The 15,988-nt window shown below is 73.2% G+C and carries 13 protein-coding genes; 5 read left to right on the forward strand and 8 right to left on the reverse strand.

Annotated elements, in window-relative coordinates; all coding sequences use genetic code 11:
* Nucleotides 1-19 precede the first annotated feature (19 nt).
* The 4 genes from EIM47_RS06835 to glyQ all read right to left on the reverse strand — a co-directional run bounded on the left by EIM47_RS06835 (nt 20) and on the right by glyQ (nt 8,776).
* The gene (locus EIM47_RS06835) at nt 20-3,829 is read right to left on the reverse strand and encodes a translocation/assembly module TamB domain-containing protein (RefSeq protein ID WP_125076499.1); all 3,810 of its coding nucleotides are present in this window, start codon (nt 3,827-3,829) and stop codon (nt 20-22) included.
* Nucleotides 3,826-5,613, reverse strand: a complete 1,788-nt coding sequence (locus tag EIM47_RS06840) for an autotransporter assembly complex family protein (RefSeq protein WP_125076500.1) — start codon at nt 5,611-5,613, stop codon at nt 3,826-3,828. The genes EIM47_RS06835 and EIM47_RS06840 overlap by 4 nt, the downstream gene beginning before the upstream one ends.
* A gap of 120 nt (nt 5,614-5,733) precedes the next feature.
* Nucleotides 5,734-7,830, reverse strand: a complete 2,097-nt coding sequence (gene glyS, locus EIM47_RS06845; protein WP_125076501.1) for a glycine--tRNA ligase subunit beta — start codon at nt 7,828-7,830, stop codon at nt 5,734-5,736.
* A gap of 43 nt (nt 7,831-7,873) precedes the next feature.
* Nucleotides 7,874-8,776 carry a glycine--tRNA ligase subunit alpha gene (glyQ, locus tag EIM47_RS06850; RefSeq protein ID WP_028915740.1) on the reverse strand — a complete coding sequence of 301 codons (903 nt, stop codon included), beginning with the start codon at nt 8,774-8,776 and terminating at the stop codon, nt 7,874-7,876.
* Nucleotides 8,777-8,863: 87 nt separating this feature from the next.
* On the opposite strand from glyQ, the gene EIM47_RS06855 reads away from it, so the two are divergent.
* Entirely contained in the window at nt 8,864-9,625 is a 762-nt protein-coding gene (locus tag EIM47_RS06855; RefSeq protein ID WP_125076502.1) for a glutamine amidotransferase, read from the forward strand.
* Between the two features lie 48 nt (nt 9,626-9,673).
* A complete protein-coding gene (locus tag EIM47_RS06860; protein ID WP_019399977.1) occupies nt 9,674-10,570 on the forward strand; it encodes a BPSS1780 family membrane protein in 897 nt (298 codons plus the stop codon).
* 7 nt (nt 10,571-10,577) lie between these two features.
* Here EIM47_RS06860 and tatC read toward each other — a convergent pair whose 3' ends face one another.
* The 4 genes from tatC to EIM47_RS06880 form a co-directional block, all read right to left on the reverse strand.
* The gene (tatC, locus tag EIM47_RS06865; protein ID WP_019399976.1) at nt 10,578-11,336 is read right to left on the reverse strand and encodes a twin-arginine translocase subunit TatC; all 759 of its coding nucleotides are present in this window, start codon (nt 11,334-11,336) and stop codon (nt 10,578-10,580) included.
* Nucleotides 11,317-11,751: a Sec-independent protein translocase protein TatB gene (gene tatB, locus EIM47_RS06870; protein ID WP_019399975.1), complete on the reverse strand. Its 435-nt coding sequence runs from the start codon at nt 11,749-11,751 to the stop codon at nt 11,317-11,319. The genes tatC and tatB overlap by 20 nt, the downstream gene beginning before the upstream one ends.
* A 21-nt stretch (nt 11,752-11,772) precedes the next feature.
* Nucleotides 11,773-11,991, reverse strand: coding sequence for a twin-arginine translocase TatA/TatE family subunit (gene tatA / locus EIM47_RS06875; RefSeq protein ID WP_019399974.1), 219 nt, complete (start codon nt 11,989-11,991; stop codon nt 11,773-11,775).
* A 90-nt stretch (nt 11,992-12,081) separates the two neighbouring features.
* On the reverse strand, nt 12,082-12,951 hold the full coding sequence (locus tag EIM47_RS06880; RefSeq protein ID WP_028915738.1) for a lipid-binding SYLF domain-containing protein: 870 nt from the start codon (nt 12,949-12,951) through the stop codon (nt 12,082-12,084).
* A 138-nt stretch (nt 12,952-13,089) separates the two neighbouring features.
* Between EIM47_RS06880 and hemH the strand changes: the two genes are divergently transcribed.
* From hemH to EIM47_RS06895, 3 genes are all read left to right on the forward strand, one after another.
* Nucleotides 13,090-14,052: a ferrochelatase gene (gene hemH / locus EIM47_RS06885; protein ID WP_125076503.1), complete on the forward strand. Its 963-nt coding sequence runs from the start codon at nt 13,090-13,092 to the stop codon at nt 14,050-14,052.
* A complete protein-coding gene (locus tag EIM47_RS06890; protein WP_125076504.1) occupies nt 14,049-14,900 on the forward strand; it encodes an alpha/beta hydrolase in 852 nt (283 codons plus the stop codon). Before hemH ends, EIM47_RS06890 begins: the two co-directional genes overlap by 4 nt.
* Before the next feature lie 70 nt (nt 14,901-14,970).
* Nucleotides 14,971-15,948, forward strand: coding sequence for an NAD(P)-dependent oxidoreductase (locus EIM47_RS06895; RefSeq protein ID WP_125076518.1), 978 nt, complete (start codon nt 14,971-14,973; stop codon nt 15,946-15,948).
* Nucleotides 15,949-15,988: the final 40 nt, after the last annotated feature.

Raw genomic sequence — 15,988 nt, forward strand, 5'->3', positions numbered from 1 at the left:
AACCGCCGCAGGTCACGGATCAGCGTTCGTGGCGCCAGTTGACCGAGCCGCGGGTCTCCACCGTGGACGACTCGATCTCCAGGTCGAAGCCACGCCGCAGCAGGTACTTGAGGATCAGCACCTGGCCGCTGCCGACCAGCGACACGCCGTAGCCGACGTACAGCTTGGGCGACAGGTACTTGCCCACGCCCACCACCGAACCGCCCAGGGCGCGCGACTGGGTCACGCCGGCGTCGTCGAAGCCCAGGCGCGAGCCCAGCTGCGCCGCCAGCAGGCCGGTGCCGGCGGACATCGCCGCCGAGGCCGCGGTCACCTGGTTGGCCTGGTCGCGGGTGGCGCCTTCCAGGCTGCGGCCCAGCATCAGGTAGGCCAGGGCCTCGGACTGCGGCATGCCCGGGTTGGACCACACCTCCACCCGCGGGGTGGTGGCGTTGCCGGTGACGTCGATGCCGGCGGTGACGTCGCCGACGCGGCGCTCGGCGCGCAGGTTCACCCGCGGGTCGCTGACCCGGTTGTTGCTCCAGGTCATCTGTCCGCGGGTGATCTGCAGCTCCTGGCCGTAGGCCTCGTACTTGCCGCCCACGTCCAGGGCGCCGGTGGCGGTCATCTCGCGGCCGGGGCGGGCGCGCACCTGCAGGCGCCCGGCGAGGGTGCCGGTGAGGCCGTAGCCGCTCAGGCGCACGTCCTCGCCCAGCACCAGGGCCAGGTCCAGGTCCAGCGGTGCCTCGGCGGTTTCCTCCGGGTCCACCGGGTCCAGCACCACCACGTCCTCGGAGATCTCCGCGCCCTGCTCGAAGCGTTCCAGGTCGATGCGCGCACTGGGCACGCCGACCTCGCCGGTCAGGACCATGGTCGGCCCGTCCATGCTGAAGCGCAGGTCGGGATTGGCCACCGCGTGCAGCATCGGGGTGTCGGCGATCAGCACGTCCTGGCCGCGGATGGCCAGCTGCAGCGGCGTGGCCTGGCCGTACCAGGACAGGCCGCCGTCCACCCGCAGCGTGCCTTCGCCGGAGCGCATCGAGGCCTCGATCCGCGCCGAGCCGTCCGGCTGCGCGTCGAGCATGCCGCGGCCCTCGCTCAGCACCAGGCCCAGCGCCGGCAGTTCGCCCTGGAAGTCCTCCAGCAGCAGCTGTCCGCCCAGCGCCGGCGCGGCGCGGGTGCCGCGCAGGCTCACGTGGCCGCGCAGCACGCCGCGCGGCCGCACCAGGTCCGGCGAGAACAGCTCCAGCCAGAACAGGCGCGACATGTAGGTGTAGATCTCGCCGTTGAGCGGCGAGCCGGGATCCCAGCCGGTGGCCACCCGGGCATCGATGTAGCCGTCGCCGGAGAAGCCGCTGCCGAGGCGGCCGCTGATCTGGCGCGGGTCGAACTCCACGTCCAGGCTGAAGTGGTCGTAGCGCACCAGCTCGCGGCGGGTGCGGTCGCCCAGGCGCAGGCCGCCCTCGAGCGAGGCCAGGTGCACGCCGCCGCTCCAGCGCCCGCCCTGCGGGCGCAGGTCGGCGTCCAGCGACAGCTCGCCGCGCAGCACCAGCGAGCGGCCCTCGTTCTTGGGCAGCCACGGCTGGACCAGGGTCAGCGGCAGGCGGTCGCTGTGCAGCTGCAGGCCGCGGCGCGGCCAGTCCGCTTGCGCGCACAGCGCGGCGTCGCCGTCGGCGCCGGCGGTGGCAAGGCAGGCCGGCTGCAGCTGGAAGCGTTCGCCGGCCTGGCTGAAGGCGGCGGGCTCCTGCAGCGCCCAGGCGCTGCCGCGCGCCGGCGCGATCCGCAGCCGCTCGAGCGTGCCCTGCCAGCCGTTGCCGCGTTCGCGCAGCTGCGCGGACAGGACGATGCCGGCGGCCTCCGGGCTGTCGACCTCGGCGTCCAGGTGCAGGTCGGCGACCGCGCCGCGGGCGTGCACGTCGATGCGCTGGATCGCCAGCCCGGCCTCGATGTCGCGCGCCAGCAGGCGCAGGTCGCCGTCGCGGCCGCGCCAGGGCAGGCGCCCGCGCAGCGACAGCGAGGCGGCGCGCCAGTCGCCCCATTGCAGGCCCATGCCCTGCAGGTCGGCGTCCAGGTCCGGCGTGGCCCGCGGGCCGCGCAGGCGCAGGCTGCCCTGCAGGCTGCCGGCGGTGCCGGGCAGCAGGTCGTCCAGGCGCAGCGGCTGCAGCCGGGCCTGCACGTCGATCCGGTCGCCAACCAGGCCGCTGGCCTGCACCCGGCTGCCGCCCAACGCCAGTTCCAGCGCGCCATTGCCGGCCTCGCCCTGCAGCTGGAAGCGGCCGCGGCCGTCCAGCGGGCGCCCGCGCAGGCGGCCGCCGAGGTCCTCCAGCACGAAGCTGGCGTCAAAGCCGTCGGCCGGCTGCCCCGGCGCGGCGCGCTCGCGGCCGTTGCTGGCCAGGCGGCCGTTGACGTTGCCGTCCCAGCCGGGGACGAAATAGCCCGGATCGAAGCCGTCCAGGCGCAGCGCCAGGTCCCAGGCCAGCACCGGATCCCAGCTGGCCTGGCCCTGCGCCTCCAGGGTGCCGGTGGGCATGCGCGCGCGCAGCGCATGGATGCGCGCGCTGCCGGCATCGCCGCGCACATCCAGCTGCAGGCTGGCGCGGTCGCTGCCGCGCTGCAGGCCGGCATCGCCGTAGGCGGCCCACAGCGTGGTGCTGCCGGCCAGGCCCAGGGCGGCGTCGATGCCTACCGCCGGCGCGTCCGGCTCGGCCGGCTGCAGGCGGATGCCCTCGGCATTGAGCGCGAAGCGGAAGCGGCCCTCGTCGGGATTGGTGAAGTCGGCGCGGCCGCGCAGCCTCACCTGGCCTTCGAGCAGCTGCAGCACCAGCGGCTCGACTTCCAGCATCTGGTCCTCCAGCCGCACGTGCGAGGGCGCGACCACCACGTCCTGGCCGGCCACGCGCGCGCGGCCGGAGATGTCGGCCGCGCCGCCGCTGCCGTCGGCCTGCAACTCGAACGCCAGCGGCTCGTCCATCGGCGCGGCGCCGGTGAACAGGCCCGGATCCAGGCCTTCGCTGCGCGCGCGCAGCTGCCAGGCCGGCGCGTCGGCGTTGCCGCCCAGGCCCAGGGTGGCGCGCAGCGGCTGCGGCGCGCGCCCGCCGATGCCCACTTCCATGCGCGACAGGTCGCCGCGCGCGATCAGCCCCAGCCGCGCCGGCACCCCGCCGTCGGCGGCGGGGAACACCGCGGTGGCCAGCAGGTCGCTGCGGTAGTCCTCGGCCGGCACGTAGTCGCCGTGCACCGCGAACAGGCCCAGGTCGCTGTCCACCTGCAGGTGTTCGGCGTGCAGGCGGCCGTTGGCGATGTCGATGCCGCCGCGCAGCCTGCGGATGTCGATCACCGGCTCGCCGCCGGAGCTCACGCGCAGGCCGTCGACCATGATCGCGTCGGCCTGGATCGCCAGTGGCATCTCGATCGCCGGCAGCGACTCCGGCCAGCTGGGCAGCTCGAACGGTTCGTCGCTGCGTGCCAGGTTGAGGGTGGCGTCCTCGAGCACGAACGCATCCAGGCGCAGGCGCCTGCCCAGCAGCGGGCGGATGTCGGGATCGAGCACCGCCCGGCGCGCGGTGAACCGGTAGTCCTGGTAGCGGAATTCGAGGCCATGCAGGACCAGCGGACCGGCGACCGGGCCCTCGGCGCGCTCCCAGGTCAGCGCAGAGTCCACCGGCAGGCGCGAGACGATCTGCGCCAGCAGCACGTCGCGCCCGGCCACGGTCTGCAGCAGCCAGTACACGGCGACCAGCACGGCCAGCACCAGCGCCAGCACGCCCAGGCCGGACCAGGCCCAGAAGCGGCGGCGCCGGTAGAAGCGCGGGCGGCGCGGCGGCGGGGCGGGGGCGTCGGTCGTGCTCACAGGTTGGCCCCCAGGCTCAGGTAGATCTGGAAGCTGGAATCAGGGTCGTCCAGGCCATGGGCGATGTCGATCCGCACCGGACCCACCGGCGAACGCCAGCGCGCGCCGATGCCCACGCCCACGCGCGGGTTGAAGTCGCCGTCGAAGGCATCGCCGGCGTCGACGAAGGCCGCGCCGCCCCAGGGGCCGCCCTTGAAGTAGTGCTCGTACTCGACCGAGGCGGTGACCACCCGGCGCGCGCCGAGGGCGAAGTTGTCCGGCGGCGGGGTACGCGGGCCGACCTCGCGCCAGGCGTAGCCGCGGATGCTGCGGTCGCCGCCGGCGAAGAAGCGCAGGCTGGGCGGCATCGCCACCAGTTCGCCGGTCCAGGTGGTGCCGGCCTCGCCGCGCACGATCAGGCGGTCGGCCACGCCGAACGGGCGGTACCAGGTGCCGCTGCCGTGCAGCTGGATGAAGCTGGTGTCCGAGCCCACGTTCTCCACGCCACCGCGCACGGCCAGGGTGCCGCTGAGGCCACGGCGCGGGAACAGGCGGTCGTCCACGTCGACGTAGGTGGCGCTCAGTTCCGGGTAGACCAGGGTGGAATAGGTGTACAGGCGCGAGCCGGTGGCCGTGTCCATGTCGTAGCTCCAGCGCTCGCGCAGCGCGTTGAGCGAGGCCACCGCGGTCCAGCGCTCGCTGATCTCGCCGCTGCGGCTGGCCACCAGCTTCACGTTGCGCAGGTCGATGTAGTCGGTCTGCTCGTCGTAGAAGCCGATCGAGAAGCCGTACCAGCCGTCCAGCCAGGCGAACGCAGGGACCCGGTACTGGGTGAGGAAGCTCTTGCGCTTCTGCGCCCAGTCCAGGTCCCAGTTGAGCTTGTGCCCGCGGTCGTTGACGTAGCGCCGCTCCACGCCCAGGCGCACGCCGGTGCCGCTTTCGGTGCCGTACGAGAGGCCGGCGGTGTAGATGTTGCGCTTGGCCATCACCAGGTTGACGTCCACCGGCACGCGCAGGTCGTCGCTGGCTTCCTCCGGCTTGGGCTGGATGTCGATCGCGCTGAAGTAGTCCAGCCGCACCAGCGACTCGCGCAGGCGGTCGAGCTTGCCCTCGTGGTAGTAGCTGCCTTCCTCCCAGGTCACCAGCTTCTCCAGCAGGCCGGGCCGGAAGTAGTCCTGGTGGAAGGTGGTCGGGCCCATGTCGTAGCGGAAGCCGCTGTCCCAGACCAGGTCGACGTCGGCCGCGGCCTCGGCGCGGCTGACCCGCACCTCGCGGGTGAGGAAGTCGGCGTCGAAGTAGCCGCGTTCGGCCAGGCGCCGGGTGATGCCGTCCTTGTGTTCCTCGTACAGGGCGTGGTCGAAGCGCTCGCCCGGGCGCGGGCGGAAGCCGGCCAGGTCTTCCTGCAGGTAGTGGTCCTCGCCGCCGGGGCCGGCGATGTCGACCCGGAAGTCGCGCACCTGCACCGGCTGGCCCTTGTCGATGCGCAGGGTGACGGTGATCCGGTCCTGCTCGTCGCGGACCGAGTCGACCTCGATGCTGGGCGAGTAGTAGCCGAACGGCTCCAGCGCGCGGCGGGCGTCGCGCTCGGCGTTGAGCAACAGCAGCTCCAGCCGCGACTCGCCCTGTTCCTTGCCCAGCACGTCGTTCAGGCCCAGCGACAGGCGCACGTTCTGCTCGATCGCCGGGTCCTTCTCCAGGCCGTCGATCTCGATCTTGCTGATGGTGCCGCGCGCCAGCGCCAGCGACGGCGCCAGGGCCAGGAGCAGGAGGGGCAGGCAGGCTTGGACGCGACATGGAAGCGGCATCGGCGCAGGATACCGGGATCGCGCCAAGGCGGCCTGAAGGGCCGCGTACCGCCGGCCGCGAACCCCGCGGCCGGCAATGGAGGCGGTGGCGCACGGCGGGGCCGCCACGCGCCGCGGGGATCAGGCCGACAGGTGCCCGATCGCGGCCACCGCGCCGAAGCGGTCGGCCAGGCGCTTGAGCAGGGCCAGGCGGTTGCCGCGCACGGCCGGGTCCTCGGCGTTGACCATCACCTGGTCGAAGAACGCGTCCACCTGCGGCCGCACTTGCGCCAGGCGCTCGAGCACGCGCACGTAGTCGTGCTGCCGCAGCGGGCCGTCGGTCTCGGCCAGCGCCGCCTCCACCGCCTCGCCCAGGGCGCGCTCGGCGTCCTCGGCGAACAGCGCCGGGTCGGTCGCCTCCGGAATGGCGATGTCGGCCTTCTTCAGGATGTTGCCGATGCGCTTGTTGGCCGCGGCCAGGGCATCGGCCTCCGGCAGCGCGGCGAAGGTGCCGATCGCGGCGATGCGGGTGTCGAAGTCGGCCAGCGAGGCCGGGCGCAGCTCCGCCACCGCGTTGAAGTGCGCGGCGGGCACGCCCTTGTCGGCGTAGTAGCCGCGCAGGCGGTCGAGGATGAAGTCGTACAGCTCGGCCGGATCGGCCGACGCGGTGGCGCCGTCCTTGCCGGCCGGCAGCGGGCCGATCGCCTGCGCCGCCCTTTCCAGCAGTTCCTTCAGCGACAGTTCGAAACCGGACTCGATCAGCGTCCGCGCCAGGCCCAGCGCATTGCGGCGCAGGGCGAACGGGTCCTTGTTGCCGGTCGGCTTCAGGCCCGCGGCGAAACCGCCGGCCAAGGTGTCCAGGCGCTCGGCGATGGCGAGCACCTGGCCCAGGCGCGAGCTGGCGATGGCGTCGCCGGAGAAGCGCGGCATGTAGGCCTCGTCGATCGCCAGCGCCACTTCCGGCGGCTCGCCGGCGGCCAGCGCGTAGTGGCGGCCGGCAATGCCCTGCAGCTCCGGGAACTCGTTGACCATGCGGCTCTGCAGGTCGTTCTTGGCCAGCTCGGCGGCGCGGCGCGCCTGCGCCGGATCGGCGCCGACCTGCGGCGCGATCGCCTCGGCCAGCGCGGCCACGCGCGCGACCTTGTCGGCCACGGTGCCCAGCTTGGCCTGGTAGGTGACGGTCTTCAGGCCCTCGCCCATGGCCACCAGGCCCTGCTTGAGGTCCTCGTCGAAGAAGAAGCGGGCGTCGGCGAAACGCGGGCGGATCACGCGCTCGTAGCCCTTGCGCACCTCGGCCACGTCGCGCGACTCGATGTTGGCGGTGCCGATGAAGTACTCGGTCAGCTTGCCGGCCGCGTCCAGCACCGGGAAGAACTTCTGGTTGATCTCCATCGTCTCGATCAGCGCTTCCTGCGGCACGGCCAGGAAGTCGCGCTCGAAGCTGCACAGCACCGCCGCCGGCCATTCGGTCAGGCACACCACCTGCTCGAGGTTGTCCTCGGTGATGCGCGCGCTGCCGCCGGCCTGGGCCGCGGCCTGTTCGGCCTGCTCGACGATGCGGGCGCGGCGCTCGGCCGGATCGACCAGCACCTTCGCCGCGCGCAGCGCTTCCACGTACTGGCCCGGCGCGGCGATCTCCACCGGGCCATTGGCCTCGAAGCGGTGGCCGCGGCTGCTGCGGCCGGCGGCCACGCCCAGCACCTGCGCCGGCACCACCTCTTCGCCCAGCAGCAGCACCAGCCAGTGCACCGGACGGGCAAAGGCGTAGTCATGGCCGCCCCAGCGCATCGGCTTGGGTACCGGCATCCCGGCGATGGCCTCGGCCAGCACCTCCGGCAGCAGCTCGGCGGTGCGCGCGCCCGGCTTCACCGAGCGGTGCACGAAACGCTCGCCCTTGGCGTCGCTGGTGCGTTCCAGCGTGGTCCACTCGACCCCGGCCTTGGCGGCGAAGCCTTCCAGCGCGCGGGTCGGCTTGCCCTCGGCGTCCAGGGCGATGTTCAGGTACGGGCCCAGCACTTCCGAGCGCTGCTCGGGTTGCTCGGTGCCCACGCCCGGCAGCAGCACCGCCAGCCGGCGCGGGGTGTACAGCGGGCGAGCGCCGGTGGCGTCCACCGCCACGCCGCGCTTCTGCAGCGCGGCCACGACGCCGTCGAAGAAGGCCTGCGCCAGGCCCGGCAGCGCCTTGACCGGCAGCTCCTCGGTGCCCAGTTCGATCAGCAGGGGAAGTTGCGTGCTCATGGATGTTCCTGTGGTGGATGCGGCGGCCGGGAAGGGGGCGCGGTCACGCGCCGTTCTTCAGTCCCGGGAAGCCGAGCTTCTCGCGCTGGGCGTAGTAGGCCTGGGCCACGGCCTGGGCCAGGGTGCGCACGCGCAGGATGTAGCGCTGGCGCTCGGTCACCGAGATGGCGCGGCGCGCGTCCAGCAGGTTGAAGGTGTGGCTGGCCTTGCACACCTGCTCGTAGGCCGGCAGCGGCAGCTGCGCCTCGACCAGCTTCAGCGCCTCGCGCTCGCAGGCGTCGAAGCGGTGGAACATCTCGGCCACGTCGGCGTGCTCGAAGTTGTACGCGCTCTGCTCGACTTCGTTCTGGTGGTACACGTCGCCGTAGGTCACCGGGCCCTGCGGGCCGATGGTCCAGACCAGGTCGTAGACGTTGTCCACGTTCTGCAGGTACATGCACAGCCGTTCGAGGCCGTAGGTGATCTCGCCCAGCACCGGGCGGCACTCCAGGCCGCCGGCCTGCTGGAAGTAGGTGAACTGGGTCACCTCCATGCCGTTGAGCCACACCTCCCAGCCCAGGCCCCAGGCGCCGAGGGTCGGCGATTCCCAGTTGTCCTCGACGAAGCGCAGGTCATGCACCTTCGGGTCGATGCCCAGCGCCTCCAGCGAGCCCAGGTACAGCTCCTGGATGTTGTCGGGGTTGGGCTTCATCACCACCTGGTACTGGTAGTAGCGCTGCAGGCGGTTGGGGTTCTCGCCATAGCGGCCGTCGGTCGGACGGCGCGAAGGCTGCACGTAGGCGGCGTTCCACGGCTCCGGGCCGAGGGCGCGCAGGAAGGTGGCCGGGTGGAAGGTGCCGGCGCCGACCTCGAGGTCCAGCGGCTGGATCAGCACGCAACCCTGTTCGGCCCAGTAGGCATTGAGGGCCTGGATCAATCCCTGGAAGGTCGGACCAGTCATCGGCATTTATTGCGCTGCGGAAAAGCGGGCTAGTATAGGCCCAAGCCCCGTCCCGTACGGGTTTCCGCCGCCCCGGACCCCCCGGATCCTGCCGTGACCGACCGCGCGCCCTTCCTGATCGTGGAAACCGGCCAGCCCGTGGGCAGCCTCAAGCGCTATGGGCGCTTCCCGCACTGGATCCGGGTGGCGGCCGGCCTGGCGGCCCGGGACGTGACCGAGGTCAACGCCGAGCGCGGCGAGCCGCTGCCGGAGCCGCACGGCCTGGCCGGGGTGATCGTGACCGGTTCGGCGGCGTTCGTGACCGATCGCGCCCCGTGGAGCGAGCGCACCGCCGGCTGGATCCGCGAGGTGGTGCAGGAGGGCACGCCGCTGCTGGGCATCTGCTACGGCCACCAGCTGCTGGCCCACGCCCTGGGCGGTGAGGTGGACTACAACCCGGCCGGGCGCGAATCGGGCACGGTGTTCATCGACCTGCACCCGCCGGCGTTCGAGGACCCGCTGTTCGCCGGCATGCCGCCGCGCTTCGCCGCCCACGCCACCCACCTGCAGACCGTGATCCGGCCGCCGGAGGGTGCGGCGGTGCTGGCCCGCTCCGAACAGGACGCCTGCCACGCCTTCCGCTGGGGGCAGGGCGCCTGGGGCGTGCAGTTCCACCCCGAGTTCGCCACCCACCACATGCGCGGCTACGTCCACGCCCGCGCCGAGTGCCTGCGCAACCACGGCCGCTGCCCGCGCACGGTGGCGCGCGAGGTCAGCGCGGCGCCGCAGGCGCGGCGGTTGCTGCGGCGATTCGTGAAGCATGCCCGCGGCCAGCACGGCGCAGGTACCCACGCCCGCGGCGCCGATCGCGGATAATTGCCCGCAGACGCGCCGACCCCCGGCGGCGACGCACACGGAACAGGAATGGACACGATTCGCAGGCTGCCGGCTTCGGCCGGCGCGGAATGGCTGCTGGGCGGTTTCGCCCTGCTGCGCCAGGCGCCCCTGGCGCTGGGTTCGCTGGGCGCACTGTGGGGACTGTTGGGCACCCTGGTGCTGGCGGTGGCCGCCACCGTGCCGGCGCTGGGCGCGCTGGTGCAGCTGCTGGTCGCGATCGCCGGTCCGCTGCTGTTTGCCGGCCTGGTATGGGCGGTGCGCGAGGTCCAGCAGGGCCGCCCGGCGCTGCCTTCGCACCTGGGCCAGGGCGTGCGTGACGGGCACCTGCCCGGGCTGCTGGCGACCCTGCTGCCGCAGGTGGTGGCGGGCCTGCTGCTGGGCATCCTGCTGCTGGTCCTGGTCGGCCCGGAGCAGCTGCAGCGGCTGAGCGCGGTCAGCGAGGAGCTCAACGCGATGGCCGCCTCCGGCGTGCAGCCGAGCCCGGAGCAGGTGCAGGAGATGATCGCCGACCTCCCGGCCGGGCGGATCCTGCTGTGGCTGCTGCTGGGGCTGGGCCTGGCCGTGGTGGTGGCGATGACGGTGTTCGTCTCGGTGCCGCGGATCGTGTTCGACGGCCGCCCCGGCCTGGCCGCGATGGGCGACAGCCTGCGCGCCAGCCTGCACAACCTGCCGGCGCTGGCGGTGTTCTTCCTGCTGGCCGTGGTCGCCCTGTTCGCGGTCTACTTCGCGGTGATGCTGCTGGCGCTGCTGGCCCAGGCCCTGGCCGGCCCGCTGTTCGGGGCGCTGGTGGCGCAGGTGCTGCTGATGGCGGTGGTGATGCCGCTGCTGGCCGGCGCGGTGCTGGTGGCCTGGGGCCAGCTGTTCGGCCATGCCGCGCCGCCACCGGTGCCCGGCGCGGCCGCGTCCGGCCGGCTGGAGGCCTGAGCGCGGCTCAGGCCTGGTCCGCTTCCCCGTCCTCGCCGCGGCCCAGCAGCCGGGCCGCCCAGATCCCGGCCTCGTACAGCAGGCACATCGGCACCGCCAGCAGCAGCTGCGAGACCACGTCCGGCGGGGTGATCACCGCCGCCAGGATGAAGATGCCGACGATCGCGTAGCCGCGCCCGGCACGCAGCTGGTCCGGGGTGACCCAGCCCAGCAGCACCAGGATCACCAGCGCCACCGGCAGCTCGAAGCTGGCGCCGAAGGCCAGGAAGATCACCAGCACGAAGTCCAGGTAGGCGCTGATGTCGGTCATCATCGCCACGCCCTCGGGCTTGACCGCGGCCAGGAAGCCGAACACCGACGGCAGCACCACGAAGAACGCGAACGCGCAGCCGGCATAGAACAGCAGCACCGAGGACACCAGCAGCGGCAGCGCCAGGCGCTTCTCGCGCCGGTACAGGCCCGGGGCGACGAAGGCCCAGGCTTGGTACAGCAGCCACGGCGCGCTGCCGAGCACGGCGGCGAAGAACGCCAGCTTCAGCGGGGCGAAGAACGGCGAGGCCACCTCCACCGCGATCAGCTGGCCGCCTTCGGGCAGCTTCTGCAGCAGCGGGGCAGCCAGCCAGGCGTAGAGCCGGTTGGCGAACGGCAGCAGCGCCAGCAGCAGCACCACCAGGCCGGCCAGCGCGCGCATGATCCGCGCGCGCAGCTCCAGCAGGTGCTCCATCAGCGGGCTTTCGCTGTCCGTCTCAGGAGTGGCGGGGTCCATCGCGCTCCTCGGCGGGATCGGCGGGCGGGGCGGGTTCGGTATGCGACCCGGGTGCGGGCAGCGGCGCTTCCGGGTCGGCTGCGGGCTGGGGGGCTTCCCCGGCCGGTTCCGGCGGGCGCAGGTCCGCCTCGACCTGCTGGCGCAGACCATCCAGGCCGCTGCGCGCGGCTTCGGCTTCCTGGCGCAGGGTGGCTTCGGCCTGGCGCAGCGAATCCTGGGTCTCGCGCAGGCTGCGCTTGAGTTCCTCGGCGGCCAGCTCGCGCTCCAGCTCGGCGCGCACCGAGTACCACTGCGCGCGGGCGCGGCGCACCCACAGCCCGGCGAAGCGGGCCGCCTTCGGCAGCCGCTCCGGGCCAAGCACGACGAGAGCGACCACCGCGATCAGCAGCAGTTCGCCAAAACCGATGTCGAACATTCCGCGTACGCCGACGCGGGATCAATGCTGCGCGCGGTCGCGCTCGGCTTCGGTCTTCGATGCGTCGGTCCGCTCGTCGCCGAGCTGGCCGGCCGGCTTCTCCGGCTCGCGCATCCCTTCCCTGAAGCCCCTCACCGCCTCGCCGATGTCCTTGCCGGCACCGCGCAGCCGTTTGGTGCCGAATACCAGCAGCACCACGACCAGCACGACGATCCAATGCCCGATGCCCCAAGCGCCCATGGCTGCTCACATAGTCAAATCAACGGTCTGACAGCATAGCGCAGGCCCAGCGGAACCGGGCCGTTCCGCTGGACGGTTCAGCAATCCCGGTCAGTACGGCAGCGGCTCGCTGCGCACGCCATCGTCCACCGGCTCGAAGCCCTGGGTCGGCGCCGGGCCGGCCGGCGGCGGCGCCGGCAGGGTCTGCAGGCCCTGGGTCTGCGCCTGCGGCTGCTGGTTGGGGATGGTCACCCGGCCGACCGGGGCGGCGGCCGGGGCCGCGGTGCCGCGGGTCACGCGCGCGGCATGGGTGGCTTCCTCCAGCTGGTCGCGGAAGGCCACGATGGCGTTGCTGGGGGCAGCCTGGGCGCGGTCCTCGAACACCATGCGCGGCGTGGTCGTCGACCCGTAGACCACGGCCTGGGCGTTGCTGTCGATGCGCAGCACCGCGCCGTCCAGGGCCACGCCGGCGAACAGGCCGCGGGCGCGCGACCAGGACCAGATCTCGGCCTTGAGCTGGCCGTCGGTGGCCGCGGCGGCATTGCGGCCCACCGGGCCGGCCGCCACGGCGGCGTCGGCGCCGAGGGTGAACTTGCCGTTGACCACGTTGTCGAGGCTGCGGTCGTTGCGGAACACCAGCACGATGTCCGAGGACTGCACGCCGGCCTGGAAGCCGATGCTGCCGCCGGTCAGGGTCACGAACACCGGGTTGGACCAGGTACCGTCGGCGGTCTTGACCGACATCAGGCCGTGGCCGCGGCGCCCGCCGATCACCAGGCCGGCCTTGATCGCGTCCGGGATGACCACGATCGCCTTGGCCTCGTCCAGCAGCTTGTCCGGGATCGCCTGCTCCGGGATCTTCTGGATCTCCTCCAGCACCCGCACCGCCTCGCGCGCCCGCGCGTCCTCCTCCGGGCCGGCGATGGCCGGAGCGGCCACCAGCAACAGGACGGGAAGCAGGAACTTGCTCAGTTGCGACATCGTTGGACTCCGCGAGGGTGGCCGGCGGCCACGGTTCGCCCGGAACTTAGGTTTGCGGCAATGAATCGCGCCTGAGGCGCGCTGCCCCCGCGCGGCGTCCCGGGCCGGGCCGGCGCGCGTCTGTCAGAATACGACGCCATGAACAACGCCGCCGCCACCACGCTGCTCGTGGTCAACCTGGGGACGCCGGAGGCGCCGACCGCGCCGGCCGTGCGCCGCTACCTGGCCGAGTTCCTCGGCGACCCGCGGGTGGTGTCGATCCCCGCGATCCTGTGGAAGCCGCTGCTGCATGGCCTGATCCTGCCGCTGCGCGGGCCGCGTTCGGCCGCCAACTACGCCAAGATCTGGCTGCCGGAAGGCTCGCCGCTGCTGGTCTACACCCGCCGCCTGGCCGCGCGCATGCAGGAGGCGATCCCCGAGTGGCGTGTGCTGCCGGCGATGCGCTACGGCGAGCCGGCCCTGCGCCAGCTGCTGCGCGACCTGCGCAGGCAGGGCGTGCGCCGCCTGGTGGTGCTGCCGCTGTACCCGCAGTACTCGACCACCACCACCGCCTCGGTGGCCGACGTGGTTGCCGCCGAGACCCAGGACATGGACGTGACCCTGGTCGAGGACTATTCGACCGACGCGGCCTGGGTCGAGGCCGTGGCCGCCAGCATCCGCGCCCACCGGGCGCGGGGCGGCGAAGGGCGCCACCTGCTGTTCTCCTTCCACGGCCTGCCGCAGCGGGTGGCCGATGCCGGCGATCCCTATCCGCAGCGCTGCACCGCCAGCGCCGAGGCCATCGCCGCCGCCGCCGGCCTCCAGCCCGGGCAGTGGTCCATCGGCTACCAGTCGCGCTTTGGCCGCGAGCGCTGGCTGGAGCCCTCCACCCAGGCCGAACTGGACCGCCTGGTCGCGGCCGGCGTGCGCGAGGTCGACGTGGTCTGCCCGGGCTTCGCGGTGGACTGCATCGAGACCTTGGAGGAAGTGGCCCTGGGCCTGGCCGAGCACTTCAGGTCGAAGGGCGGCCAGCTGCGCTACATCCCCTGCCTCAACGACGCGCCGGAACACGCCGCGGCCCTGGCGCGGCTGGCCCGCCACGCGGCCGGCACGGTGGAATGACCCCGGCCGAGGTCGTGCTGCCGGGCAGCTGCGGCGAGCTGGCGGCGCTGCGCGTCGAACGCCCCGGCGCGCCGAAGGTAATCGCCCTGCACGGCTGGCTGGACAACGCTGCCAGCTTCCTGCCGCTGCTGCCGCACCTGCCGCCGCTGGACCTGCTGCTGCTCGACTTCCCCGGCCACGGCCGCAGCGCGCACCTGGCGCCGGGGGCCGAGTACGTGATGGTCGCCTACGTGCACGCGCTGCTGGACGCGGCCGATGCCCTCGGCTGGGAGCGCTTCGCGATCCTGGGCCATTCCATGGGCGCGGCGGTGGCGGCGATGGCCGCGGTGGCCCAGCCGCAGCGCGTGGCCCGCCTGGCCCTGGTCGAGAACCTCGGCCCGCTGGCCGAGGACGAGGACGCCGCGCCGGCGCGCCTGCAGCAGGCGGTGTCCGCCGCGCGTGCCCGCCGCGGCAGGTCGCTGCGCGTGTTCCCGGACCTGGAGCTGGCGGTACGCGCCCGCCTGCAGGCCAGCCCGATGCAGGAACACGCCGCGCGCCTGCTGGTGGAACGCGGCACCCGCGCGGTCGACGGCGGATACGTGTGGAGCAGCGACCCGCGCCTGACCTTGCCCGGCGCCAACCGCATGACCGAAGGCCAGGTGCGCGCCCTGCTGCGCGCGCTGGAATGCCCGCTGCACCTGCTGCATGCCCGCCGCGCCCAGCCGTACTTCCCGGAAGACGTGCGCGCGCAGCGCCTGGCCGAGGTGCCCGGGGCCGCGGTCACCGTGCTGGAGGGCGGCCACCACCTGCACATGGACCAGCCCGAAGCCGTGGCCGCGGTGCTGGGCCCGTTCCTGGCCGCGGGCTGATCGCGCGCCACCGTCGACAGGGCCCGGCCCGCAGGCGAGGATGCGCCAAGGCCGTCAGGGAGAAGACCGGATGGGGCTGTACCCGCTGTTTGCCGATCTGGCCGGGCGCGAGGTGCTGGTGGTCGGCGGAGGCGAAGTGGCCGCGCGCAAGATCGCCGCGCTGCTGCGCGCCGGCGCCGAGGTGCACCTGCATACCCGCAGCATCGACCACCCTGACATCCAGGCCGCGGTGGACGCCGGCCGCATCGCCTGCCTGCACGGGGAGTTCGACCCGGCCTGGCTGGACGCGGTGTGGCTGGTGGTCGCCGCCACCGACGACCACGCCTTCAACGCCGCCCTTGCCGCGGAAGCCGGGCGCCGCCGGCGCCTGGTCAACGTGGTCGACGATGCCGTCCTGTCCACCTACCAGGTGCCGGCGGTGGTGGACCGCTCGCCGCTGGTGGTCGCGATCTCCTCCGCGGGCGCGGCGCCGATGCTGGCCCGGCGCATCCGCGAGCGCCTGGAAACCCTGCTGGATCCGGCCATTGGCACGCTGGCCGGCCTGTTCGCGCGGCATCGCGAACGCATCCGCGAAGCGCTGCCGGACCTGGCCCTGCGCCGGCGCTGGTTCGAGCGCATCCTCGATGGGCGCCTGGATCCGGTGGCCGCGGACCCGCAGGCCCTGGAAGCCGCCTTCCTCGGGGAACTGGACGCGGCCGCTGCCCGCGGCGACGTGCGGGGCAGCGTGTCCGCCATCGCCGCGGTCGAGCCCGACCTGCTCACCTTGCGTGCGCTGAGGGCGCTCAACGAGGCGGACCTGATCCTGGTCGACCCGGAGGTGCGGCCGGAAGCGCTGGAGCCGGCGCGGCGCGACGCCAGCCGGGTGGCTGCAGGGTCGGCCGACGAGGCTGCGCGCCTGGCGGTCATGCATGCCGGCGATGGAGCGCGCGTCGTCTATCTATATGCAGCGCGTGCTGGCGGCGACGGTATCGACCGCGTGGAAGCCGCTTGCGCCAATGCCGGCGTGGCTTTCCGCCGCATCCCCGGGGTGCCGGTGAAAATTCCCTGAAAATTTCCCTATTCAGGTACTTCCCAAACGCGCCGGGCAC

Origin of the sequence: Pseudoxanthomonas sp. SGT-18 (genome assembly GCF_003931645.1) — a bacterium.
Classification (GTDB): domain Bacteria; phylum Pseudomonadota; class Gammaproteobacteria; order Xanthomonadales; family Xanthomonadaceae; genus Pseudoxanthomonas.